Annotated in this window: 23 protein-coding genes; 10 read left to right on the top strand and 13 right to left on the bottom strand. The window is 72.7% G+C overall.

The genetic code is table 11. The features are described from left to right. Positions 1-26 precede the first annotated feature (26 nt). Entirely contained in the window at positions 27-254 is a 228-nt protein-coding gene (locus tag IE318_RS12205) for a DUF4287 domain-containing protein (protein ID WP_030164109.1), read from the bottom strand. A gap of 101 nt (positions 255-355) precedes the next feature. Here IE318_RS12205 and IE318_RS12200 point away from each other — a divergent pair, with 101 nt between their 5' ends. Then, positions 356-667, top strand: coding sequence for a hypothetical protein (locus IE318_RS12200; protein ID WP_189899577.1), 312 nt, complete (start codon positions 356-358; stop codon positions 665-667). A 93-nt stretch (positions 668-760) separates the two neighbouring features. On the opposite strand, the gene IE318_RS12195 is transcribed toward IE318_RS12200, so the two are convergent. From IE318_RS12195 to IE318_RS12185, 3 genes are all read right to left on the bottom strand, one after another. Next, positions 761-1591, bottom strand: a complete 831-nt coding sequence (locus tag IE318_RS12195) for a hypothetical protein (protein WP_189899575.1) — start codon at positions 1589-1591, stop codon at positions 761-763. A gap of 313 nt (positions 1592-1904) precedes the next feature. Further along, the gene (locus tag IE318_RS12190; protein WP_030164118.1) at positions 1905-3125 is read right to left on the bottom strand and encodes an acetyl-CoA C-acetyltransferase; all 1221 of its coding nucleotides are present in this window, start codon (positions 3123-3125) and stop codon (positions 1905-1907) included. A 140-nt stretch (positions 3126-3265) separates the two neighbouring features. Beyond that, positions 3266-4291 carry an SGNH/GDSL hydrolase family protein gene (locus IE318_RS12185; protein ID WP_030164120.1) on the bottom strand — a complete coding sequence of 342 codons (1026 nt, stop codon included), beginning with the start codon at positions 4289-4291 and terminating at the stop codon, positions 3266-3268. A 156-nt stretch (positions 4292-4447) separates the two neighbouring features. Here IE318_RS12185 and IE318_RS12180 point away from each other — a divergent pair, with 156 nt between their 5' ends. Next, positions 4448-5836 carry a cystathionine beta-synthase gene (locus tag IE318_RS12180; RefSeq protein WP_189899573.1) on the top strand — a complete coding sequence of 463 codons (1389 nt, stop codon included), beginning with the start codon at positions 4448-4450 and terminating at the stop codon, positions 5834-5836. A 306-nt stretch (positions 5837-6142) separates the two neighbouring features. On the opposite strand, the gene IE318_RS12175 is transcribed toward IE318_RS12180, so the two are convergent. Then, a complete protein-coding gene (locus IE318_RS12175) occupies positions 6143-6571 on the bottom strand; it encodes a hypothetical protein (protein WP_189899769.1) in 429 nt (142 codons plus the stop codon). A gap of 330 nt (positions 6572-6901) precedes the next feature. On the opposite strand from IE318_RS12175, the gene IE318_RS12170 reads away from it, so the two are divergent. Together IE318_RS12170 and IE318_RS12165 are read left to right on the top strand one after the other, a co-directional pair. Continuing rightward, the gene (locus tag IE318_RS12170) at positions 6902-7744 is read left to right on the top strand and encodes a MurR/RpiR family transcriptional regulator (RefSeq protein WP_030164128.1); all 843 of its coding nucleotides are present in this window, start codon (positions 6902-6904) and stop codon (positions 7742-7744) included. 159 nt (positions 7745-7903) lie between these two features. Then, positions 7904-8506: a hypothetical protein gene (locus tag IE318_RS12165; RefSeq protein ID WP_229903479.1), complete on the top strand. Its 603-nt coding sequence runs from the start codon at positions 7904-7906 to the stop codon at positions 8504-8506. On the opposite strand, the gene IE318_RS12160 is transcribed toward IE318_RS12165, so the two are convergent. From IE318_RS12160 to IE318_RS12140, 5 genes are all read right to left on the bottom strand, one after another. Then, positions 8507-8881 (bottom strand): roadblock/LC7 domain-containing protein, encoded by a 375-nt coding sequence (locus IE318_RS12160; RefSeq protein WP_189899571.1) that lies wholly within the window; start codon positions 8879-8881, stop codon positions 8507-8509. Between the two features lie 18 nt (positions 8882-8899). After that, a complete protein-coding gene (locus IE318_RS12155; RefSeq protein WP_189899569.1) occupies positions 8900-9412 on the bottom strand; it encodes a roadblock/LC7 domain-containing protein in 513 nt (170 codons plus the stop codon). 13 nt (positions 9413-9425) lie between these two features. Continuing rightward, complete coding sequence (locus IE318_RS12150) at positions 9426-10382, bottom strand: hypothetical protein (protein WP_189899567.1); 957 nt, start codon at positions 10380-10382, stop codon at positions 9426-9428. Then, the gene (locus IE318_RS12145; RefSeq protein ID WP_030164133.1) at positions 10379-10768 is read right to left on the bottom strand and encodes a hypothetical protein; all 390 of its coding nucleotides are present in this window, start codon (positions 10766-10768) and stop codon (positions 10379-10381) included. Before IE318_RS12145 ends, IE318_RS12150 begins: the two co-directional genes overlap by 4 nt. A gap of 170 nt (positions 10769-10938) precedes the next feature. Then, positions 10939-12438 carry a type III PLP-dependent enzyme domain-containing protein gene (locus tag IE318_RS12140; protein WP_373311154.1) on the bottom strand — a complete coding sequence of 500 codons (1500 nt, stop codon included), beginning with the start codon at positions 12436-12438 and terminating at the stop codon, positions 10939-10941. Positions 12439-12500: 62 nt separating this feature from the next. On the opposite strand from IE318_RS12140, the gene hutU reads away from it, so the two are divergent. The 4 genes from hutU to hutI all read left to right on the top strand — a co-directional run bounded on the left by hutU (position 12501) and on the right by hutI (position 18092). Further along, the gene (gene hutU / locus IE318_RS12135) at positions 12501-14165 is read left to right on the top strand and encodes a urocanate hydratase (RefSeq protein WP_189899563.1); all 1665 of its coding nucleotides are present in this window, start codon (positions 12501-12503) and stop codon (positions 14163-14165) included. Between the two features lie 116 nt (positions 14166-14281). Then, entirely contained in the window at positions 14282-15538 is a 1257-nt protein-coding gene (locus IE318_RS12130; protein WP_268256736.1) for an allantoate amidohydrolase, read from the top strand. Further along, positions 15538-16884, top strand: coding sequence for a formimidoylglutamate deiminase (locus IE318_RS12125; RefSeq protein WP_189899561.1), 1347 nt, complete (start codon positions 15538-15540; stop codon positions 16882-16884). The genes IE318_RS12130 and IE318_RS12125 overlap by 1 nt, the downstream gene beginning before the upstream one ends. A 26-nt stretch (positions 16885-16910) precedes the next feature. Next, on the top strand, positions 16911-18092 hold the full coding sequence (gene hutI, locus IE318_RS12120; protein ID WP_189899557.1) for an imidazolonepropionase: 1182 nt from the start codon (positions 16911-16913) through the stop codon (positions 18090-18092). Here the strand turns inward: hutI and IE318_RS12115 are convergent. Beyond that, on the bottom strand, positions 18083-19786 hold the full coding sequence (locus IE318_RS12115; RefSeq protein ID WP_189899555.1) for a ricin-type beta-trefoil lectin domain protein: 1704 nt from the start codon (positions 19784-19786) through the stop codon (positions 18083-18085). The genes hutI and IE318_RS12115 overlap by 10 nt on opposite strands. A gap of 193 nt (positions 19787-19979) precedes the next feature. Further along, positions 19980-20918: an RNA polymerase sigma factor SigF gene (locus IE318_RS12110; protein WP_030164155.1), complete on the bottom strand. Its 939-nt coding sequence runs from the start codon at positions 20916-20918 to the stop codon at positions 19980-19982. 239 nt (positions 20919-21157) lie between these two features. Here IE318_RS12110 and IE318_RS12105 point away from each other — a divergent pair, with 239 nt between their 5' ends. Together IE318_RS12105 and IE318_RS12100 are read left to right on the top strand one after the other, a co-directional pair. Then, on the top strand, positions 21158-21535 hold the full coding sequence (locus tag IE318_RS12105; protein ID WP_030164158.1) for an STAS domain-containing protein: 378 nt from the start codon (positions 21158-21160) through the stop codon (positions 21533-21535). Between the two features lie 297 nt (positions 21536-21832). Then, entirely contained in the window at positions 21833-22381 is a 549-nt protein-coding gene (locus IE318_RS12100) for an ATP-binding protein (protein WP_030164161.1), read from the top strand. Between the two features lie 142 nt (positions 22382-22523). Here IE318_RS12100 and IE318_RS12095 read toward each other — a convergent pair whose 3' ends face one another. Beyond that, a complete protein-coding gene (locus IE318_RS12095) occupies positions 22524-24020 on the bottom strand; it encodes an oligopeptide:H+ symporter (protein ID WP_189899553.1) in 1497 nt (498 codons plus the stop codon). Positions 24021-24307: the final 287 nt, after the last annotated feature.

Raw genomic sequence — 24307 nt, 5'->3', positions numbered from 1 at the left:
TCGTCTGCCGGTGCGCCGCGGCGCGCCTAGAGCAGTTTGCGCGCGGCCCTCCTCAGGTCGTACTCGTGGATGATCGCCTTGGCGTGGCCGTACGCGAGGTTGTGCTCGTGGCGGAGCCAGCTGAGCCTCTCCTCGAAGCAGAGTGCCGGGCCTTCTTCGACGGTGCGCAACCAGTCGGCGACTTCACGACCGGTGCACTGGGGGATGCGGGCGAGCAGGTTGCGATGGGTCTCTTCGGAGAAGACTTGGGACATCGGCGCCTCCGGACGCGTTCGATGAAGCCGGTCCTTCACGTCACCGTGCCTGAGCGTTCGCGTATTGGCAACAGTCCTCGTACGGCGCGTAGTCTCGCGGCGTGGTTGACACGACATCTCTGACCCGGGCAGTGGATCACTTCGCCGACCGACTGAGGGCGGCGCCGCAGAGCCGGCTGCAGCGGGCCGCGGCCGCCGAAGCGCTCGCGCTGGCAAGGGAGTTGGCCCGGCGGGCACAACTGCTGGAGGACCCCTCGGCGGAGCCGCGGGAGATGCCCGACGCCGGGATGTTCGCGGCCGCGGACCAGATCACCGTCGCCGGACACGACCTGGCGCTCGTACTCCAGAGCGAGGCCGAGGTCCAGGAGGCCGTCCGGCTGGTGGAGGAGGCCCAGAAACGCGCGGGCGTGTGACGGGGCGCGGGTGTGTGACCCCGTGTGAGTTCCGGCCGCCACGCACCGTCGCAGCGGCCGGCGGTCCGGCGCGGCGCACCGCCGCGCCGGTCGCTACAGCGAGGCGATGACCCGGTCCGCCAGGATGTACACGTTCTCCTCGCCGCAGGAGAAGGTCAGGGTGTAGGCGCCGGAGATGCCCGAGCCGCCCAGCAGGACGGGGGACCGGCCCGCGCGCAGGGCCTCGGCCAGGCGTTCGGCGGTCTCGCGGTGGCCCGGGGTCATGCACAGGGTCGTGCCGTCGGCGAAGACGTAGACGTCGAGGGTGCCCAGCGGGCCCGGGCGGACGTCGGCCAGCTCCACGCGGGAGGTCGCCAGCTCCTCCAGCGTGGCGACCGTGCGCTCGTGGTCGCCCACGACCGGGGACGGATGCGGGGTGAAGTCCGGGTGCGAGGGGTGGCGGCGGCGGGCCGCGGCCAGCTCGGCGGACTCGCCGGACGTACCGCCCTGGGCGGAGTCCCTGCCGGGGAGGCCGGAGAGCTCGTCGGCGTCGGCTCCGGTCTCGGCGACCGGCTCCAGATGGTCGAAACCCGCGAAGTCTGCCTGACGGGGCAGGAACAGCTCGCTGTCGGGCAGCCCCAGCAGGGAGGGCGCGTCGGCGGCGTCCCGCGCCTCCTGGGCGGCCCAGAAGGCCCGCGCCTCGGCCAGCTCCCGCTCCCGCTCCTCCGTCAGCGCCTGGATCACGGCGGCGCGTATCTGCTCGGCGTCCGCCTGGCCGCGGGCGGCGGGCAGCAGCGCCCGCGCCGTGGCGGCGTGGTTCTCGGCGAGCTGGTTCTGCAGAGCCGTGACCTGGCGGCGCAGCGCGAAGAGGGTGCGCAGGACGGCGACGCCCACGGCGCCGGTGGCGGCCGTGGTGAGCAGCAGGGCGATCGGCATGGCGCTCACTGACGTACTCCTGGGTTCAAGGTCGACCCCCGACTTCCTACATCAGCTTGAAGGGCGGACTATCCAGCTGTCAGTGCGTAACGTCACGAAACGGGCATGAATGCGGCTTGTGCGGCGCTCGAGTTGCCTGGCGTGACGCTGCTGACCTGCGGAGATCTCCTTCCCGAGGGAGATAGGTCACACTCTGGGGGAGATTGGATCACAGAACGGCCCGGAATCCGGGAGTTTCTTGGATTCCGGGCCGTTCGCTCACGCTGGGTGCTATGGCGGGCACTGACGGTCCCTCAAGCGGCCGTCCGGGACGGCCGGATGATCAGCTCAGGCGCTCGATGACCATCGCCATGCCCTGGCCGCCGCCGACGCACATCGTCTCCAGGCCGAACTGCTTGTCGTGCCACTGGAGGGAGTTGATCAGCGTGCCGGTGATGCGCGCGCCGGTCATGCCGAAGGGGTGGCCGACCGCGATGGCGCCGCCGTTGACGTTCAGCTTGTCGATGTCGATGCCGAGGTCGCGGTAGGAGGGGATCACCTGGGCGGCGAACGCCTCGTTGATCTCCACCAGGTCGATGTCGTCGATGGTCAGCCCGGCGCGCTTGAGGGCCTGCTTGCTCGCCTCGACCGGGCCGAGGCCCATGATCTCCGGGGAGAGGCCGGAGACGCCGGTGGAGACGATTCGGGCGAGCGGGGTCAGGCCCAGCTCGCGGGCCTTGGTGTCGGACATGATCACGACCGCGGCGGCGCCGTCGTTGAGCGGGCAGCAGTTGCCGGCGGTGACCAGGCCGTCGGGGCGGAAGACGGGCTTGAGGCCCTGGACGCCCTCCAGGGTGACGCCCGCGCGCGGGCCGTCGTCCTTGCTGACGACCGTGCCGTCCGGGAGGGTCACCGGGGTGATCTCCCGCTCCCAGAAGCCGTTCTTGATGGCCTCCTCGGCCAAGTTCTGCGAGCGGACGCCGAACTCGTCCATCTCCTGGCGGGTGACGCCCTTCCAGCGGGCCAGGTTCTCGGCCGTCTGGCCCATCGCGATGTAGGCGTCGGGGACGAGGCCGTCCTCGCGCGGGTCGTGCCAGGTGGTGCCCTCCTGCTGGGCGACGGCCGCGGTGCGCGCCTCGGCCTCGGCGAACAGCGGGTTGTGCGTGTCCGGGAGGCTGTCGGAGTTGCCCTTGGTGAAGCGGGAGACCGTCTCGACGCCGGCCGAGATGAAGACGTCGCCCTCTCCGGCCTTGATGGCGTGCAGGGCCATGCGGGAGGTCTGCAGCGAGGAGGAGCAGTAGCGGGTGACCGTACAGCCGGGCAGGTGGTCCATTCCCATCTGTACGGCGACGATCCGGCCGAGGTTGTTGCCCTGCTCGCCGCCGGGCAGGCCGCAGCCGAGCATCAGGTCGTCGATGTCCCTCGGGTCCAGCTCGGGGACCTTCGCCAGTGCCGCCTGGATGATCGTGGCGGTCAGGTCGTCCGGGCGCAGGTCCTTGAGGGAGCCCTTGAAAGCGCGGCCGATGGGGGAGCGGGCGGTCGAGACGATGACGGCTTCGGGCATCACGGCTCCAGTGGCATGCGAGGTATGAGGGGGCGGGGCTCTCTGGGAAGTTACCCGTACGTATGGCCCGGGTCACGGGAACGACGGTGTGATCCTCGCCGCAACTTTCTAAGCGCTTGCTTTCTCCCTGGGTCGTGAGATCAGGTCGGGGCCTGGACCGGCGCGGGGTCCGGTTCCGTGACCCGGCGCCGCCGGCGCCGCTTGAGCAGGGCCCACGGCCCCCGCGGTCCCGTCGGCATCGCGGCGGTGACCTCCGTGCCCGCCTCCGACGCGGCCTCCGCCGCCGCCCGGGCCACCGGCAGGAACCCCTCGCGCCGCGACACGTCCGGCCGCTCCTCCTCCGCCGGCCACAGTCCCAGCACCGCGCACACCGTCGGCAGCACCGCCATCGCCGCCGTGGCGTACCCCTCGGCCGAGGGGTGGTAGTTGTCCGGGCCGAACAGCTCCCGGGGATTCGCCTCGAACTCCGGGCCCAGCAGATCGCCCAGCGACACGGTGCGGCCCCCCTGCTCCACCACCCCGATCGTCTGCGCCGCCGCCAGCTGCCGGGAGGCCCGGCGGGCCAGCCAGCGCAGCGGCTGCTGCACCGGCTCGATCGTGCCCAGGTCGGGGCAGGTGCCGACCACCACCTCGGCGCCGGCGGTGCGCAGCCGCCGTACCGCCGCCGACAGGTGACGCACCGACTGGGTCGGGGGCATCCGGTGGGTGACGTCGTTCGCGCCGATCATGATCACGCAGACGTCGGGGACCTGCGCCGGATCGGCCGTGACCAGGGCCACCTGGCGGTCCAGGTCGTCCGACCGGGCGCCGGGCACCGCGACGTTGCGCAGCAGCACCGGCTGCTCGGCCACCGCCGCCAGGCCCGACGCCAGCAGCGCGCCCGGCGTCTGCCCGGAGCGGTGGACGCCCTGCCCCGCGGCCGTGGAGTCGCCGAGCATGGTCAGCCTCAGCGGGGGGTCGCCCGGGGCGTCGTAGACATGGCCGTAGAGCCCGTCCGCGACCGGTACGTGGTTGTCCGTGCCGTTGCCCACATGGCGCTTGGCCAGCTGCACCTCGGCCAGCAGCAGCCCCATGGCCGCCGCGCCGGCCAGGCCGAGCCCGCCGCCGCCGTACGCGGCGCCGGCCGCGATCCGCCGGGCCACCCTCGCCCTCGACATGCTCGTCATGCTGGCCGCCACCTCCCGCAGAGCCGTACATCCACTCCTTGCCCCGTACCGACCGTCATCCAATCGCGACGAAGAGTGAACGGCGCTCCGCGCCCACCCCTGGCCTTAGGCTGGCGGCACCACCACGACCACTTTGTGCAGCAACCGGAGACAACGGTGCGATTCCACGACTCGATGATCAGCCTCGTCGGCAACACGCCGCTGGTGAGGCTCAACAGTGTCACCAAGGGCATCAGGGCGACCGTCCTGGCCAAGGTCGAGTACTTCAACCCCGGCGGTTCCGTGAAGGACCGCATCGCCCTGCGGATGATCGAGGCGGCCGAGCAGAGCGGGGAGCTGAAGCCGGGCGGCACGATCGTCGAGCCGACCAGCGGGAACACCGGCGTCGGCCTGGCCATCGTGGCCCAGCAGAAGGGCTACAAGTGCATCTTCGTCTGCCCGGACAAGGTCTCCACCGACAAGATCAACGTGCTGCGCGCGTACGGGGCGGAAGTCGTGGTGTGCCCGACGGCCGTGGCACCGGAGCACCCGGACTCCTACTACAACGTCTCCGACCGGCTGGTCCGTGAGACCCCGGGAGCCTGGAAGCCCGACCAGTACTCCAACCCCAACAACCCGCTCTCCCACTACCACTCCACCGGCCCCGAGCTGTGGGAGCAGACCGAGGGGAGGATCACCCACTTCGTGGCGGGCGTCGGCACCGGCGGCACCATCTCCGGCACCGGCCGCTACCTGAAGGACGTCAGCGACGGCAAGGTCCAGGTCGTCGGCGCCGACCCCGAGGGCTCGGTCTACTCCGGCGGCTCCGGGCGGCCGTACCTCGTCGAGGGCGTCGGCGAGGACTTCTGGCCCACCGCCTACGACCGCACCGTCGCCGACGAGATCGTCGCCGTCTCCGACAAGGACTCCTTCCAGATGACCCGCCGTCTGGCCAAGGAGGAGGGCCTGCTGGTCGGCGGCTCCTGCGGCATGGCGGTCGTCGCGGCCCTGCGCGTCGCCGAGCGTCTCGGCCCGGACGACGTGGTGGTCGTCCTGCTCCCGGACAGCGGACGCGGATACCTCAGCAAGATCTTCAACGACGAGTGGATGGCCGACTACGGCTTCCTGGAGGACGAGGGACCGAGCGCCCGCGTCGGCGACGTGCTGCGCCACAAGGAGGGCGGCATCCCCTCCCTCGTCCACATGCACCCGGACGAGACCGTCGGCCAGGCCATCGAGGTGCTGCGCGAGTACGGCGTCTCGCAGATGCCGATCGTGAAGCCGGGCGCCGGTCACCCCGACGTCATGGCCGCCGAGGTGGTGGGCTCCGTCGTCGAGCGGGAACTGCTGGACGCCCTGTTCACCAAGCGCGCCTCGCTGGAGGACCCGCTGGAGAAGCACATGTGCGCGCCGCTGCCGCAGGTCGGTTCCGGCGAGCCGGTCGCCGACCTCATGTCGGTGCTCGGCGCGGCGGACGCGGCGATCGTGCTGGAGGAGGGCAAGCCCACCGGCGTGGTCAGCCGGCAGGACCTGCTGGCGTTCCTGGCCAAGACCGGGAAGCAGTGACGGAGAACGGGCGGTGACCCGCGGCTGAGAGGGAGTCGCGAAAGTGGTACGAGCGTGTCACATGCACGCAGTACCCGCTTAACACGGGTCAGGCAGATTATGGGTGTCGGCGGGAGGGAGCGGCTCCCCTCCAGGCCGGCGTCGTACGGCGTCCCGGACCTCCGGAGCGGCTCCCGGGCCTCCTTGGACGCCATGGACGCGCAAGCCCGGTCCTGACCCGGCCCGCGTCCCCCGCGGGGACCGCCGTCGTCCCGCCCCCCAGTGATGGGGGTGCGGCGGTCCCCGCGCACATCCGTGTCCGTCGTGTCAGTCCTCCCAGCGGTCGTCCTGGGCGGGCCTGGCGCGGCGGCTGCCGAAGAGGCCGGGGTTGGTGCGGGCGGCCTGGACGACGTTGACGCCGACGATGCCGGCCCAGGCGGCGATGAGACCGGGCAGGTGGGCCACGCCGCCGCCGATCGCGGAGAGCGGTACGGCCAGCACCAGCGAGACGATGCCGAAGCCGAAGCGCTCGCCCCAGGAGTCGGTGGCCTTCGGCGAACGGGCGTCGCGGGCCACCGTCATCTGCTGCTCGGCGAGCTGCCGGCGGACACGGCGGTCGACGGCGCCGTCGATGCGCTGGTCCACCTTCTCCAGGAACGAGTCGACCAGCGCGGACTCGTAGTCCTCGCCCAGTTCCCTGCGGGCCTGCAGGGTGGCGTTGAGTTCCTTCTTCAGGTCGGTGTCACGCGCGTCCATTCCGCTCATGCCGACCAGGCTAGGGAGCCGGGCCGCCGCCCGCACTGGGGCTAGCCCCCGACTTCTGCGGGGGAAGGCCGCCCGCCCTGCGGGGGAAGGCCGCCCGCCGTCGGCGGCGCCTGGGTGCGGCTGCGGTGCGGCGCGCGCCGACGGCGGTGGCTGCGTCCACGAGTAGCACACCGCCGGTCGCGACACGTGCGCGATCCGCTGCGCTTGGTCGATCCCTTGCCCGGCCTGTATGACCTCATGCAGAGTTCTTGGTATCTGAATAGGAACTGGTCGGGGAGTACTCTCCCGGGTCGTCGACGACTTCTGGAGGGGGAGCACGTCATGAGCGGGACCGACAGCCCTGCGGCACGGCTGCAGGCGCTCTTCGAGGGGCACCGGCTCACGCCGACCCAGCGGCGCATCGCGCACAGCATGGTCCGGCGGGCCGGCGACGTGCCGTTCCTGTCGAGCGTCGAGCTGGCCGAGCTGGCCGGGGTCAGCCAGCCGTCGGTGACGCGGTTCGCGGTCGCCCTGGGCTTCGACGGCTACCCGGCGCTGCGCCGGCACCTGCGCGAGGTCGCGCCGGCCGAGCCGGCCGCCGAGCCTGCGTCGCACAACGAGTACCAGCAGGCCGTCGAGGCCGAGATCGAGAACCTGCGCCACCTGGCGGAGGCGCTGGCCGATCCGGGGCCGGTGCGGCAGGCGGGCCGGATCCTCGCCGCCTCGCGTCCGCTGCCGGTCCTGGGCCTGCGGGCCGCGGCCTCCCAGGCCTACGGCTTCGCCTACTTCGCCGGCAAGGTCCACCCGGACGTACGGCTGCTCGACGAGGGCGGCACGATGATCCAGGACCGTGTCGACGGCGCCGTACGGGCGGGCGCGTCGGCGCTGCTGTGCTTCGCGCTGCCGCGGCATCCGCGCGAGGTGGTCGACACCCTCGCCTACGCCAAGGACGCGGGGCTGACCGTCGTCACGGTCGCGGACTCGGCCTTCGCGCCGGTCGCGAAGTACTCCGACCTGCTGCTGCCGGCGGCCGTCGGCACCGGGCTCGCCTTCGACACCGCGTGCGCGCCGATGCTGCTCGGGCGGGTGCTCCTGGAGGCCATCTGCGACGATCTGCCGGACGCGCAGGCGCGGCTGGAGGAGTTCGACTCACGGGCGGCGGCGCGCGGGCTGTTCGTGGACTGAACCGGCGGCGGCACCCGGCCGCCCGTGGCCCGTCGCGTTCCCGGACCCGCGGCCCGTCGTTCTCGGATCCGCGGTCCGTCGCTCTCAGATTCGTCTCACGAAGGCTCGCTAGCCTGCCCGCCCGAACGAAGGTGTGCCGGGGCGCGAAGGAGGCAGCAGGTGGCACGCGGAGGGCGCGAGGGGCGCGGAGGACAGGGGCTGGCCCGTGTGGCCGTCGTCGTACGGGCCGGGGCGGCGCCGCTGTGGTGGCTCGGGGTGGTCGCGGCGGGGGCCGGGTCGGCGTGGCCGGGACTGACCGGGCGTCGGATCGGTGTGTCGGCGGGCGCCGCGCTGTTCCTGGTGAGCGCGGCCGTCGTCGCCTGCACCCGGCGCCGCCGCTACACCGCCCTCGCCCGTGCCGCGAGCCGAGCCGGACGGCACGACGTGCTCCAGGACCGGGCGGTCAGTGCCCGCGCCTGGCGGCGGGGACACCGCTGGTGGCTGCTGCTGGCCTTCCTGGCCGCGCTGGGCAGCTCGTTCGCCGTGCCGGCGGCCGGCGGGATGCTGCTGGCCGGTGCCGGGACCGGGCTGCGGTTGAAGGCCGCCTGGCTCGGGCGGCGCGAGCGGGCCGACGACGTGCTGCTGTGGGTGCGGGTGGACTGGCTCGGCAGGTACGGCGGGCGCCCCACGGGCCCGGCGGTCAAGGGCTACCGCAGCACCGGCATCGCGGCGGGCGACGCGGCCCCGGGCGGGGCGCGCCGCCGCACCGCGGCGCTCGTCTGATCAGACCTCCAGGTCCTCCTCGATCCTCTTCAGCTGGTGGCGGGCCATCGCCAGGTTGGCCCGCTTGTTGTCCAGCACGAGGTAGAGGAAGAGGCCGTTGCCGCCGCGGCCGCCCACCAGCCGGATCAGGTGGTACTGGTCGTTGAGGGTGATCAGGATGTCCTCGATCTGCCCCTTGAGGCCGAGGTGCTCCATGGTGCGCATCTTGGCCCGTACGACGTCGGTGTTGCCGGCGGCGGCCACGTTCAGGTCGAAGGTCTTGCCGCCGCCCATCGTGCCCAGCGCCATGCCGCTGGTGTAGTCGACGAGGGCGACTCCGGTCGCGCCCTCGATGGAGGCGAGGGCTTCCTTCAGGCAGGTCTCGGTGTTGGCCATGGCCGGTCTCCTTGTTCGTTAACTTTCGGTGGTGGTAGGCGTGTTGGCGCCCGTGGCGCGTGGTACGCGCGTGGTTCTGGTCCGTGGGGCGGTGCTGCCGGCCTCCGGGGCCGGCTTCGTGGCCTTCGCCGGTGTCACCCGTCCGAGGCCCCGGGCCGCCGCCTCGGCGTCGACCAGTTCCCCGATGCGGGCTCCGGCCCTGCGTCCCTCCAGGTGGAGGCGGCCGACGTTGACGCGGTCCTGGGCGAGCAGCGTCAGCACGGCGGTGCGGCCCGCCGCATAGGTGGCGACATAGCCGTCGACGCCGCGCATCAGCAGTTCGCGCAGCTCGCCGCGGCCGGTCACGTCCGCCATGCGTACGGCGACGCCGAGCGCGGTCGCGGTCAGCGCCGCCACGCCCTCCGGTTCGACGCCCGGGGTGTCGTGGGCCAGGACGAGGCCGTCGGTGCTCGCGGCGAGGACGCCGGTGAGCTGGGGGACGCGGGCTCTCAGCCGGCGCAGTTCGTCCAGGATCTCGGGCTCGGCCGCCATCCGGTGTCTCCTTTCAAAGGGCCTCCAGCGCATCCCTGAGCCTCTTCAGCAGCGTGATGTGGGGGTCGGTGGTGCACGCGATCCGCTCGGTGATGCCGGGCGGCGGCCCGGCGCCGGACACCGCCGGTCCGGTGCCCTCCGCGGCCGGCCGCTCGTCGGCCGTTGTCGGTCCGTCGTCCGTGGCCGCCCGACCCTCGTCGGTCGCTGCCGGTCCGTCGTCCGTCGCCACCGGCCCGGTGGTGGCCTCCGGCGGGCGCGGAGCCACGAGGCCGGCGGACGCCAGGCGCCGTACGTCCGCCAGGGTGTGGAACGCCTGCCGGCCCAGCTCCCGGGCCAGTTCGGCGGCCGTGCGGGTGCCGTCGATCCGCTCCAGCAGGGCTTGCTGGCGGGCGGTGAGCTTCGGCGCCGCGGTGGTGCGCGTCCGCGCCAGTGGGGCGCTGTCCGCCCGTGGGTCGGGCCAGATGCGGCGCAGCAGATCGCGTCGGCGCAGGGTCTCGCGCTCCAGGGCGGCGACCGGGACCGGCAGGACGGGGCCGAGCCGGTGGGTGACGCCGTAGCGGAAACGGCCCGGTGCGCTGCTCGGGGCGAGCGCGAAGTAGGCGGCGTCGTAGAGGGCGCCCAGATGGCACAGTTGCAGCGCGCCCTCGGCCAGATGGCCACCGGCCAGCAGCAGGTGCGCGGCGCCGCTGCGCTCGTCGGCCCGGGAGACGGCGTCCCGCCAGGCCTCGGCCGTGAGCGTGCCGTGCGCGGTGAGGAGGGTGTCCAGGCCCGGGGCCAGCGGGCTTTCGGCGTGCACCACGCGGCCCTCGCTGAGGTAGAGCGTGCCGAGCTCGCGGACGAGGACGCCGCTGGCCCGCTCGGCGGCGAGCCGGGTCAGCATCGGCGACAGGCCGCCCCAGGCCCGCTCGGCGGCGGCCGTCCGGTCGCGCACCGGCAGCCGGGGCGGGGGAGTGGTGTCGACCACGGTCATCCCAGCACCAGCCGCTCGGCCATCTCGCCCAGGCGTATCCGGGCCAGCGCGAGGTTGCCCTCCGCACGGGTCAGCCACAGGTGCAGGAACACACTGCTGTCGAAGGTCGTCTCCACGAACCGCAGCAGGTGGTAGCTGTCCCGGTTGCTGACGATCAGGTCCTCGACCGGAGGGCGCTCGCCGTCGGGGTCGTCGGCGGCGAACGCCCCGTGCTCCGCGGCCAGCCGGGCCAGCTCGGCGGCCTCGGCCGCGGTGGTCTCGTGGTCGCCGCCCGGGGCCTCCCCGACGGTGCCCAGGGCCAGCCCGCTGGTCCAGTCGACCAGCGCGGCGCCTCGCGCGCCGGGCAGTCGCATGGCCTCCAGCAGGCACTCGTCGATTCCGGGCACCGTCGTTCCCCTCCCACCTGGTGTGTCGGCTGAGTGAAGGCGACGCTACGCAGGGTGTGCGAAGCTGGTGGGGGTTACGGCATTTTCCAGAGGAACATGCGACCGAGGGGCTAATGTGGGTCAACTGACCCGGGTTTCCGCCCAGTTGCACCCGTTGCTTCTGGCGTGCCTCAAGGGCGCTCGGGTGTGCGCAGGGTGGTGAGCGCCGACGCGTGCGCCCCTCCGGCCTCGGCCACGATCTCCTCGACCCCCTGCGGCGCGCGCACGGTCGCGAAGGCCACACCGCCGGCGCCGTCCGGCGCGTAGCCGTAGACGCCGGGCCGGGGCAGGGAGTTGTAGGCGTAGTGGTGCGCGAAGTAGTACGCGCCGGTGTCCAGCGCGGCCACGTGGTCGCCCGGTTCCAGCGGGGGGAGCGCGCGGGCCTCGGCGAGCAGGTCGCCCGCGAAGCACGCGGGTCCGGCCACGTCCTGGACCACCTCCGGGCCCGCCTTGGGCCGTCCCTTGGCGTCGTACGCGGCCAGCCGCAGCGGCCACGACCCCGGCGCGTACACCGTCCGGGTGGCGACCTGCACGCCCGCGTGCGTCACGGCGACCGGCCGCCCGCCGGCGCTCTTGGTGTACTCCACCCGCGCCACCATCGTGCCCTGCTTGGCCAGCAGCGACCGCCCGAACTCGGTCACCAGCCCGTACCGCCCGTCGAACAGTCCCGGCACCACCTCGCCCAGCAGCCGTGCGTACTGCGCGTACGTCGGTGTCGTCGCCTCCGAACCGAAGTTCACCGGCAGCCCGCCGCCGATGTCGAGGGTGTCGATCTGCCGCCGCCCCGCCCGCTCGTTGATCTCCTCGGCCAGCGCGTACATCTCCGCCACGCCCCGCGCCATCAGGGACAGCGGGATGCCCTGCGAACCGGTGTGGGCGTGCAGCCGGGTCAGCCACGGCCGGTCCAGGTAGGCCCGTACGACCCACTCGCGCGCTCCCTCGTCGAGCAGCGCCACCCCGAACTTCGAGGTCGCCGTCGCCGTCGACAGCGCCCCGATGGAACCCCCGCCGACCTGCGGATTCACCCGTATGCCGAGCGGGGAGCGAGGCGTGGAGGACCGGACGAGGGCGTCGATGCGGTCCAGCTCCTGCGGGCTGTCGGCGTTCACGGCGATGCCCAGGGCCAGCGCCTCGCGCAGCTCGGCGGGGGTCTTGGCGGGCGAGTCGAGAACGGTGCGGTCGGCCGGCACCCCGGCCGCCCGGGCCAGCGCCAGCTCTCCCGGGCTCGCCACCTCGGCGCCGATGCCCTCCTCGCGCAGCAGCCGCAGCACGGGCACCAGCGGGGTCGCCTTCACCGCGAAGGCGTGCAGCACCGGTGTGCCCGGCGCCACGACCGCGGCGAACGCCGCCGTGAGGTCCGCCGCCGCCTCCCGGATGCCCTGGACGTCCAGCAGTCCCACGAGCGGGGAGTCGGGCCCGAGCAGCCCCTGCTCCACCGCGGCCCGCACCGCCTCGTCCCGCCGTACGGCCCGCTCGCCGTCCGTACGGCCCGCCCGGTCCTCGTCGCCGTAGCCGCCCATGTCCTCGTCCCCCGTTCCCCTGCTGCCGGCAGTCGTCCACACCATGTGTCCAGCCAAACATCCGTGGCGCGCCGATGTCGGCACACCGACGTATTGACTAGTTCTATTCAGCAAGCCAGGATGTGAATAGACGTAGCAACAATCCATCGGGAGCAACCGCCAGGAGGCAGACCATGTCAGGACCCCGCCCCGTACGAGCGCCGCGCGGTACGGAACTGAGCGCCCTGGGATGGCAGCAGGAGGCCGCCCTGCGGATGCTCCAGAACAACCTCGACCCCGAGGTCGCCGAGCACCCCGACAAGCTCGTGGTCTACGGCGGCACCGGCAAGGCGGCCCGCGACTGGCGCTCCTTCGACGCCATGGTCCGCACCCTGAGGACCCTCAAGGCCGACGAGACGATGCTCGTCCAGTCCGGCCGCCCCGTCGGCGTCATGCAGACCCACGAGTGGGCGCCGCGCGTCCTCCTCGCCAACTCCAACCTCGTCGGCGACTGGGCCAACTGGGAGGAGTTCCGCCGCCTGGAGGCCCTCGGCCTGACCATGTACGGCCAGATGACCGCCGGCTCCTGGATCTACATCGGCACCCAGGGCATCCTCCAGGGCACCTACGAGACCTTCGCCGCCGTCGCCGCGAAGAAGTTCGGCGGCACGCTCGCCGGGACCATCACCCTCACCGCCGGTCTCGGCGGCATGGGCGGCGCCCAGCCGCTCGCGGTCACCATGAACGACGGCGTGGCGATCTGCATCGACTGCGACCCGCGCGCCATCGAGCGCCGCATCGAGCACCGCTACCTGGACGTGAGGGCCGACTCCCTCGACCACGCCCTCCAGCTGGCCGTCGAGGCGCGCGACCAGCGCAAGCCGCTGTCCATCGGTGTCCTCGGCAACGCCGCCGAGCTGGTCCCGCAGCTGCTCGCCATGGGCGCGCCCATCGACATCGTCACCGACCAGACCTCCGCCCACGACCCGCTGTCCTACCTGCCGCTCGGCATCGCCTTCGAGGACATGGCCGACGAGGCCGCCAAGGACCCGGCCGGCTTCACCACCCGGGCCCGCGAGTCCATGGCCCGCCACGTCGAGGCGATGGTGGGCTTCCAGGACGCCGGCGCCGAGGTCTTCGACTACGGCAACTCCATCCGCGGCGAGGCGCAGCTGGCCGGGTACGACCGGGCGTTCGCCTTCCCCGGCTTCGTCCCCGCCTACATCCGGCCGCTGTTCTGCGAGGGCAAGGGCCCGTTCCGCTGGGCCGCGCTGTCGGGCGAGGCCTCCGACATCGCCAAGACGGACAAGGCGATCCTGGAGCTGTTCCCCGAGAACGAGTCCCTGGCCCGCTGGATCAAGATGGCCGGCGAGCGCGTCCACTTCCAGGGCCTGCCCGCGCGCATCTGCTGGCTCGGCTACGGCGAGCGGGACAAGGCGGGCGAGCGGTTCAACGACATGGTCGCGAGCGGTGAGCTCCAGGCGCCTCTCGTGATCGGCCGCGACCACCTCGACTGCGGCTCCGTCGCCTCCCCGTACCGCGAGACCGAGGCCATGCTCGACGGCTCCGACGCGATCGCCGACTGGCCGCTGCTGAACGCCATGGTGAACGTCGCCTCGGGCGCCTCGTGGGTCTCCATCCACCACGGCGGCGGCGTCGGCATGGGGCGGTCCATCCACGCCGGGCAGGTGACCGTCGCCGACGGCACGGCGCTGGCCGGGGAGAAGATCCGCCGGGTGCTGACGAACGACCCCGGGATGGGGGTCATCCGGCACGTGGACGCCGGGTACGACATCGCGGAGTCCGTCGCCGGCGAGCGGGGCGTGCGGGTGCCGATGCGTGAGGGTGACGACGCGTGACCGTGGGGGACGGCGGGCGCAGCGGCAGCGGTCCGGTGCGGGCTGAGGCCCCGTCGCCGGGTGCGGGTCCGGCTGTGCCCACCCGTGCCTCCCTGCGGCACGACTGCCCACAGCCTGTGCCGGATGCCGGCCCACAGCCTGTGCCGGTGGCTGGTACCTCCTTTCAGGAGATGTGGCGGGAGCTCGCGCCCGTCGGGCGGCACGCCGACTCCGGCGGGTACCGGCGCTTTGCCTGGACCGGGGCCGATGTCGAGTGCCGGGCCTGGTTCAGGGAGCAGGCCGAGGCGCGGGGTCTGGCGTACGAGGTCGACCGGAACGGGAACCAGTGGGCCTGGCTCGGGGATCCGGACGGTGAGGACGCCGTCGTGGCCGGGTCGCATCTCGACTCCGTGCCCGACGGCGGGGCCTTCGACGGGCCGCTCGGCGTGGTGTCCGCCTTCGCCGCGCTCGACGAACTGCGCGGGAGGGGAGCGCGGTTCGGCAGGCCGTTCGCCGTCGTCAACTTCGGCGACGAGGAAGGCGCCCGGTTCGGGCTGGCCTGCGTCGGGTCGCGGCTGACCGCCGGTCAGCTCACCGTGGAGCAGGCGCACCGGCTGACCGACGCCGACGGGATCACGCTGCCCCGGGCCATGGAGGCCGCCGGGTACGACCCGGACGCCATCGGCCCGGACCCGGAACGGCTCGCGCGCATCGGGGCCTTCGTCGAGCTGCACGTCGAGCAGGGCCGCGCCCTCGACCTCACCGGGGACGCCATCGGGGTGGCCAGCGCCATCTGGCCGCACGGGCGGTGGCGGTTCGACTTCCGCGGCGAGGCCAACCACGCCGGCACCACCCGGCTGGCCGACCGGCGCGACCCGATGCTGTCGTACGCCGAGACCGTGCTGGCCGCCCGGCGCGAGGCGGAGCTCGCCGGTGCCGTCGCCACCTTCGGCAAGATCGCCGTGGAGCCGAACGGCGTCAACGCGATCCCGTCCCTGGTGCGCGGCTGGCTCGACTCCCGTGCCGCCGACCAGCAGACCCTGGACAAGGTGGTCAGCGGTGTGGAGGAGGCGGCCCGCGCGTACGCCGCCGCGCACGGGGTCGACCTCGACATGGTCCGCGAGTCCTTCACCCCCGTCGTCGAGTTCGACCACGCCCTGCGCGACGAACTCGCCAGCATCCTGGGCGGCCGGACGGATCTGAAGGTGCCCGTGCTCGGCACCGGAGCGGGACACGACGCCGGAATCCTCTCCGGGAGCGTCCCGACCGCCATGCTGTTCGTGCGCAACCCCACCGGTGTCTCGCACTCCCCGGCCGAGTTCGCGGCCGAGGACGACTGCATGGCGGGTGTGCGCGCACTCGCCGACGTACTGGAAGGACTGGCCTGCACGTGATGCCCACCCAGCGGACGCGGACGTACTGGCTGGAGCACGCCTGGCTCGGCACCCACGCCGAGCCGGGCGTGGCGCTCGACGTGCGGGACGGCCGCATCGCGGCCGTCCGCACCGGCGTGCCCACCCCGCCCCCGGAAGCCGAACCCCTGCGCGGGCTGACGATCCCCGGGCTGGCCAACGCCCACAGCCACGCCTTCCACCGCGCCCTGCGCGGCACCGTCCAGGTCGGCTCCGGAACCTTCTGGACCTGGCGCGAGGTCATGTACGCCACCGCCGGGCGGCTCACCCCGGAGACCTACCACGCACTGGCCCGCGCGGTGTACGCCGAGATGGCCCTCGCCGGGATCACGTCCGTCGGCGAGTTCCACTACGTCCACCACGCCCCGGGCGGCTCCCCGTACGCCGACCCGAACGCGATGGGCGAGGCACTGATCGAGGCCGCCGCCGAAGCCGGTATCCGCATCACCCTCCTGGACGCCTGCTATCTCTCCGCCGGCTTCGGGCAGCCGCCCGACCGGCACCAGCTCCGCTTCTCGGACGGGACGGCCGAGGCCTGGGCCGAACGCTGTTCACTTCTCAAGGAACGGGATCACGCGCGGATCGGTGCCGCCGTCCACTCGGTGCGGGCCGTACCCGCGCCCGAGCTGGCGACCGTGGCGCGGTGGGCCGGGGAGCGGCGGGCCCCGCTCCATGTGCACCTGTCGGAGCAGACCGCCGAGAACGACGCCTGCCTCAAGGCCCACGGGTGCACCCCCACCCGGCTGCTGGCCGACCACGGCGTCCTCGGCCCGCGCACGACGGGCGTGCACAACACCCACCTCACCGAGGAGGACATCGCCCTGCTCGGCGGGTCCCGCACCGGCACCTGCATGTGCCCGACCACCGAACGGGACCTGGCCGACGGCATCGGCCCCGCCGTCGCCCTCCAGCGCGCCGGCTCCCCCCTCTCCCTCGGCTCCGACAGCCACGCCGTCATCGACCTGCTCGAAGAGGCCCGCGCGATGGAGCTGAACGAGCGGCTGCGCACCCGCACCCGCGGGCACTGGACCGCCGCGGCCCTGCTGCACGCCGCGTCCGAGGCCGGTCATGCCGCCCTGGGCTGGGAGGAGGCCGGCAACCTGCGGACGGGGGCGCTCGCCGACTTCACGACGATCGCCCTCGACACGGTCAGGACAGCGGGCCCGCAGCCGCGACTCGCCGCCGAGACGGCCGTATTCGCCGCCTCCGCGGCGGATGTGCGCCACACGGTCGTGGGCGGCCGTCATGTCGTGCGCGACGGTGTCCACGCCCTCGTACCCGATGTGCCGTCGGCGCTGGCAGGCGCCGTCCGAGCGCTGCGCGGCTGAATCCCCCCGTCATTCCTGAGGACACCATGAGCAGCACAGTCATCAGCAACATCGCCACGCTGGTCACCAACGACCCCTCCCTCGGTGACGGATCCCCACTCGGCCTGATCCGGGACGCGGCCGTCGTCATCGACGGCGACCGCGTCGCGTGGACCGGTGAATCAAGCAAAGCACCCGCCACTGACAATCGGGTCGACGCGGGCGGCCGGGCGGTGCTCCCCGGCTTCGTGGACTCCCACTCCCACTTGGTCTTCGCCGGTGACCGCACCGAGGAGTTCAACGCCCGCATGTCCGGCCGGGCCTACAGCGCGGGCGGCATCCGCACCACGGTCGCCGCCACCCGGGCCGCGTCGGACGCGGAACTGGAGGCCAACCTCACCCGTCACCTCGCCGAGGCACTGCGCCAGGGCACCACCACGTTCGAGACGAAGTCCGGCTACGGCCTGACCGTCGCCGACGAGGCCCGCGCCCTGCGCATCGCCGCCGCGCACACCGACGAGGTCACCTACCTCGGCGCCCACATCGTCTCCCCCGACTACGCCGAGGACCCGGCGGCGTACGTGGACCTGGTCACCGGCGAGATGCTGGACGCCTGCGCCCCGCACGCCCGCTGGATCGACGTCTTCTGCGAGAAGGGCGCCTTCGACGGCGACCAGGCCCGCGCGATCCTCACCGCGGGCAAGGCAAGGGGCCTGCACCCGCGCGTCCACGCCAACCAGCTCTCCTACGGCCCCGGCGTGCAGCTCGCCGTCGAGCTGGACGCGGCCAGCGCCGACCACTGCACCCACCTCACGGACGCGGACGTCGACGCCCTCGCCAACAGCCGTACCGTCGCCACCCTCCTGCCGGGCGCCGAGTTCTCCACCCGCGCCGAGTGGCCCGACGCCCGTCGCCTCCTCGACGCCGGCGCCACGGTCGCCCTGTCCACCGACTGCAACCCGGGCTCGTCCTTCACGTCCTCACTGCCGTTCTGCATCGCCCTCGCCGTACGGGACATGGGCATGACCCCGGACGAGGCGGTCTGGTCGGCCACCGCGGGCGGTGCCGCGGCCCTGCGCCGCACGGACATCGGACGCCTCGCGCCCGGCGCCCGCGCCGACCTGATGCTCCTGGACGCGCCCAGCCACGTCCACCTGGCCTACCGGCCGGGCGTACCGCTGGTGAGCGAGGTCTGGCGGCGCGGCGTGCGCGAGGTCGCTCACCGCTGACCCGCCCGCCACCGCTGCTCGGCCCCACCGCTCAGCGGGTCCAAAGACAGGTAGCCGCCGTTGTCGGTGAGGGCCGTCTCGATGGCGACGGCCGGGCGGATGACGCCGTCCGGGTCGACGGTGAACGTCAGGTTCCGGCCGTTTCTGCCGTCGACCGAGTCGCACGACCAGATGCCGACGCCCTTGTCCACGGAGCCCCGGCTGTCCAGGCAGAAGTCGGGGTCCGCGGCCGACTGCACGACACCGCGCCCGGGGTCCACCCGCCAGCGCTGGGTGTCCGCGGAGCCGCAGGGGGCGGTGACGACGTCCGTGCCGTTGTCGAAGTCCCCGGCCACGTCCAGACAGCGGCCCGAGGCGTCGTTCACCACCTGCGCGAACACCGCGCCCGGCGGATAGGTGGGGGACGGCCTGGGTGCCGGCTTCGGCGGCGGGGGATCGATGTGGGCGGTCCGTGTGGGGCGGGGGGACGGAGTGGGCGACGGCGGCCGTGAGGTCGCGGACGGAGAGGGCGTCGCGGGGCCGGTCGACACCGTCGCCGTCACCGTGACCTGGGCAGGCACCGAGGGAGTGGTCACCGCGCCCGCCGACCGCCGGTGCGGCTCCGTGTCTCCCGAGGAGAGGGCGAAGAGCAGCAGCGGGGTGAGCGCGACGCCGAGCGCCACCGAGGCCAGGACGTAGCGGCGGGACGGCGGCCAGGCGGTGGTCGGCGTGCCGTCGTCCGTGGCTGCCCCGGCCTCCCGGCCCGGTTCGGTGGGCCGCCGCGTGACGTAGGCCGTGCCGCCCCAGGGCAGCAGGCCCTCGGCGAGCGCGGTGCGCGGGTCGTCGCGCAGCGCGGACTGCTCCTCGAACGCGGCCGTGCAGTGCGCGCAGTGCGCCATATGGATGTGCAGATCGGCGCTGGAACGGGGGTTCTCCGGCCGTACGGACTCCTCGATCAGCCGCCGGAAGTCGCCGCAGTGCGGGTCGTCGGAGGCGGCGAGGCGGCTTCTCAGACAGGCCCGGGCCATGGCCTGGAGCGCCTGCGGGACGCCGTAGCGCACATCCTCGCGGGTGAGGCCGAGGAACCTGGCCGTCCGTTCATCGCTCTCCTGCTCCACGGTCCCGTACCAGAGCAGTCCCTGGGCCCGCAGCGGCAGCGACTGGAAGGCCGCGAGCAGCGGCGGTTCGGGGCCGTCGGCGCCGGCCGTGCTCAGGATCAGCAGCAGCCCCGCGTCCAGGCCGCCCGCGCGTTCGTCGCGCGCCCATGCGGCGGCCAGACGGGCGGTCAGCAGCAGGAGTTGCAGCCGCACGGGGACGCCCCGGTCCACACCGCGAGCACTCTCGCGCGCGGCATGGGTGAACGCCTGCGCGGCCAGCTGCCGCGCCGCCGCGTCACTGGTCGTGCACCGGCGGGCGTAGGCGAGCACGGCGGAGTGATGACGGCTCCGCAGCTCCCGCAGCGCCGGGTAGACCGTCGGCGTCTCGGCGCGCAGCAACCCGACCAGCCGCGCATCGGCCGCCCCCGCGTAGCCGCCGCCGGCCTCCCCGACCCAGCCGTCCTCGCCGGGCAAGTCCTCGTACGGGTCCGTGACTTCGGCCGACGTCCCTGCGCGTCGGCCCGTCGCGGGGCCGGCGGCCTCGCCGGACGCGCCCGTGTACGGGCCACCCGCGTCCCCGGTCTCGACGTCGTTGTCGGTACCGTCGGCCCGAGCCATCGCCTGCCTCCTCGCAGCCCGGCCGGGATCCCGGAGTCCTGACGTACCGGCCGGTTTGGAGGGCGACCCTAGTGGTGGAGGCGGGGCGGGGAAAGAGGTTTCCGCGGGTAACCGGGAGCCGCCGGTGCGGTGCCCGACGGGTCCCGCCCGGCGCCGTTCGCGGCACCGGGCGGAGAACCTCATGTCAGGCCGGTCACTCCTCGACCGTCAGCCCCTTGCGCAGCCGTACCAGCGTGCGCGACAGCAGCCGTGAGACGTGCATCTGCGAGATGCCGAGCTCGTCGCCGATCTCCGACTGGGTCATGCCCGCCACGAACCGCAGGGACAGGATCTTCCGGTCCCGGCAGGGCAGTTCGGCGATCAGCGGCTTCAACGACTCGACGTACTCGATGCCTTCGAGCCCGTGGTCCTCGTAGCCGATGCGGTCCGCGAGCGCGCCCTCGGAGTCGTCGTCCTCGGGCTGGGCGTCCAGCGACGAGGCGGTGTACGCGTTGGACGCCGCCATGCCCTCGACCACCTCGTCCCGGGACAGGCCGAGGTGTTCGGCCAGTTCCGTCACCGTCGGGGCGCGGTCCAGGCGCTGGGCCAGTTCGTCACCGGCCTTGGCCAGGTCCAGCCGCAGTTCCTGGAGCCGGCGCGGCACACGCACCGACCACGAGGTGTCGCGGAAGAAGCGCTTGATCTCGCCGATGATGGTAGGCATCGCGAAGGTCGGGAACTCGACACCCCGGGAGAGCTCGAAGCGGTCGATCGCCTTGATCAGGCCGATGGTGCCGACCTGGATGATGTCCTCCATCGGCTCGCTGCGGGAGCGGAAGCGGGAGGCGGCGAACTTGACCAGCGCGAGGTTGAGTTCGACGAGGGTGTTGCGGACGTACGAGTACTCGTGGGTGCCTTCCTCGAGGGATTCCAGCCGCTCGAAGAGGGTCTTGGAAAGCGCCCGGGCGTCGTCCGGGGCCACCTCGTCGTACGGGGGGATGTCCGGAAGCCCGTCCAGCGCGGTGGCCGGTTCGACCGGCTCGGCGCGTACGTCGTCCTGAAGCTCGATGGGATCCAGATGGTCCGGAGGGGGTGTCGACGTCGCCGTCCGGGTATGCGAGGCGTCGAGCCGGGGTGACATGATGTCCTCCATCGTTCTCGGCATATGGCTGCCGAAGCCAGTTCGTGCACTGCGGTGTGCGGCGCCTCCAAAGCCGGCCGTGTCGGGTGCGTGTCTCTAATAGCCCTACCCGCTTCACCACGGCCACCGCAAGTGCCTTGTGTGGCTATATGTCCGTTTCTGTGTAGTTGTTCGGGTGTCGGAGGGGTGAGGGAAGGCGTAGTGTTCGATGGCGTCAGTCAGCAGCCAAGACACCGGGAGAGAGAGACGGCATGGACCGCGGGACGGTCGGCAGCGCACAGTCGGGCCGGCTTCTGGTGGAGGTGCGGCAAGAGGGTTCCAGCGCCGTCGTGACACCGGCTGGTGAGCTGGACCATCACACGGCCGACCTGCTGCGCGAGCCGCTCGAGGAGTGCCTCGACAAGGGGCGCTCGCGCCTGGTGGTGGACTGTTCGCGCCTGGAGTTCTGCGACTCCACCGGGCTGAACGTGCTGCTGGGGGCGCGACTGAAGGCGGAGGCGGCCGGGGGAGGTGTGCACCTCGCCGGGATGCTGCCGGTGGTGGCGCGTGTGTTTGAGATCACAGGAGCGGACGCGGTCTTCAGCGTGCACGACACGCTCGAGGATGCTCTGGCCGACGAGACCGGCTGAGCCGGTCGCGGGCCGCCCGTCGGCCGCCGGCGCGTCGCTTCCGTGTGCTGTTCTGCGGAAACCTTCAGCCGGCCGACCGACGGGCCGATGGGCCCACCGGCCTGCGCCCGGAGGCACGCCGAGGGATACGTCGAGGGGCACGCCCCACGCGCCGGAAAACGGTGGTGTCCCATGGGATCGGTCGGGCAGGAGACATCCTGGAGCATCGGCAGGCGACGTACCGACGTGTATGTGTGCAGTGACTTTGTGTAGTGACGTGTGAAACGTGAACTGGTGAATCGGTGAGGTGAAGCGCTGATGAGCACCACCCGGCCTTACTCGCCGGGCGACCACGGCCCGGAGCCCAGCGGCGCTTCCGGGGCGTCCGAGGGGGGCGCGCCTGCGGACGGGACGTCCGCAGGGGGCGCGACGACCGTGCCCGCGGTCCCGTCGGGGGGTCGTCAGGTCCGCAGGCTGAGCTTCGACGGCGAGAGCGGCGTCGTGCCGCTCGCCCGCGACTTCGCCCGCCAGGCGCTGTACGCGTGGGGCTGGCTGCCCGCCGCGAGCGCCGACCAGCGGGCCGCCGCCGAGGATGTGCTCCTCGTCGTCTCCGAACTGGTCACCAACGCCTGTCTGCACGCCGAGGGCCCGGACCAGATGGAGATCGCCTGCGACAACAAGGTGATCCACATCGAGGTCTCCGACCGCGGCACCGGCCAGCCGGCCCCGCGCACCCCGCACCGCGCCGGCCGCCCCGGCGGTCACGGCATGTTCATCGTCCAGCGTCTGTGCCTCGACTGGGGCGTCGTACGCGTCCCCGGCGTCGCCGGCAAGAGGGTGTGGGCGGAGCTGGGGGCTCCCGCGTAGGTGGCTGTCTCAGGAGCCCGCCGCGTGGCGGCTCCCGCGAACGCCGGAGGGCCCTCGCATCCGTACGGGATGCGAGGGCCCTTCCAGTGCAACGGACGACCGGCGAAGCGACGAGCCGGAGACGCGCGTACGTCTGCGGACGTCAGCGCACGTCGCCCATGAGTTCCTTGACCTTCTTGCGGTACATCCACACCGCCACACCGGCCACGGCGGCGAGGGCCGCCTCCAGGGTCACGATGCCCGTCTTGTTCAGGTCGACGCCGGCGATGGAGAGCAGACCGGTCGTGGCGTCACCGGCGGTGACGGCCAGGAACCAGACACCCATCATCTGGGAGGCGTACTTCACGGGCGCCATCTTCGTGGTGACCGACAGGCCGACCGGGGAGAGCGTCAGCTCACCGACGGTCTGCACGAAGTAGATCGCCACCAGCCACAGCGCGGCCGCCTTGTGACCGCCGTCGGCGATCGCCAGCGGGGCCAGGAAGAGGAAGAAGGACGCGCCGATGAGCAGCAGGCCCATCGCGAACTTCACCGCGGTGCTGGGCTCCTTGCCGCGCCGGGCGAGCGCGACCCACAGCCAGGCGAAGACCGGCGCGAACGCCATGATCATGACCGGGTTGACCGACTGGTACCAGGAGACCGGGAAGCCCCAGCCGAGGACGCTGTTCTTGGCCGACTCCTCGGCGAACAGCGACACCGTGGAACCGCCCTGGTCGTAGATCATCCAGAACACGGCCGCGGCGACGAAGAACCAGATGTACGCGGTCATCTTCGACTGCTCGGTGCGGTCCAGGTCCTTGTCCCGCTTGATCCGGGCGATGACCAGGATCGGGATGAGCAGACCGGCGACGGTGATCGGGACCAGCAGCCAGTTCAGGGTGTAGACGCCGGAGAAGCCGACGATCGCGTAGAAGACGACCGCGACGGCCGCCCACAGGGCCGACTTGCGCAGCACGGCCGACTTCTCCTGCGCGGACAGCGGCGTCGGTACGACGTCGGAGCGCGCGTCCAGGTGGCGGGAGCCGAGCAGGAACTGGGCCAGGCCCAGCGCCATGCCGAGCGCGGCGAGCGCGAAGCCGATGTGCCAGTTGACGTTCTCACCGATCGTGCCGATGACCAGCGGCGCGGCGAAGGCACCCAGGTTGATGCCGATGTAGAAGATCGTGAAGCCGCCGTCCCGGCGCGGGTCGTCGGTGCCCTTGTACAGGTGGCCGACCATCGTGGAGATGTTGGCCTTCAGCAGGCCGGAGCCGATGGCGACGAGACCGAGACCGGCGAAGAAGCTGCCGGCCCACGGCAGGGCCAGCGTCAGGTGGCCCAGCATGATGACCGCGCCGGCGACGGCGACGGTCTTGCGGGGGCCGAGCACCCGGTCGGCGAACCAGCCGCCCGGCAGGGCGAGCAGGTACACGAGGGAGAGGTAGACCGAGTAGATCGCGGTCGCGGTGGCCGCACTCAGGTGCAGGCCGCCCGGAGCCACCAGGTACAGCGGGAGCAGAGCCCTCATGCCGTAGTAGGAGAAGCGCTCCCACATCTCGGTCATGAAGAGGGTGGCCAGGCCGCGGGGGTGGCCGAAGAAGGTCTTCTCGGAACCGGGGGTGCCCGGGCGGACCGAGTCCTTCGTCAGGCTGGACGCCATGGTCGTTCCTTGCTGGTCGGGACGCGCGGCGACGAGCCGCCGCGCGCCCGGTGGGGGGCGGCCGGCACCGGCAGGACGGTCGTCCACCCCACGCCCAGGGGGAGTCCGCCCCGGGTCTCGGAGCGACGGACGGCGGCCACCGGGATCCACGCCTCACGACGCGTCAAGCGTGCGATGAGGCCCGGCCCTAGGTCATTCCTTTCAAGGCCGGTCGGAGCCGGCCCGCACACAAAAGGGACCCTCAGCGTCGAATGAGCGCCAAAGGTCCGCTGCGTGCTACAGGCGTT

Origin of the sequence: Streptomyces spiralis, from assembly GCF_014654675.1 — a bacterium.
Lineage (GTDB): Bacteria > Actinomycetota > Actinomycetes > Streptomycetales > Streptomycetaceae > Streptomyces > Streptomyces spiralis.
The sequence above is the reverse complement of the archived record's forward strand: the minus strand, read 5'-3'. Positions and strand labels throughout refer to the sequence as shown.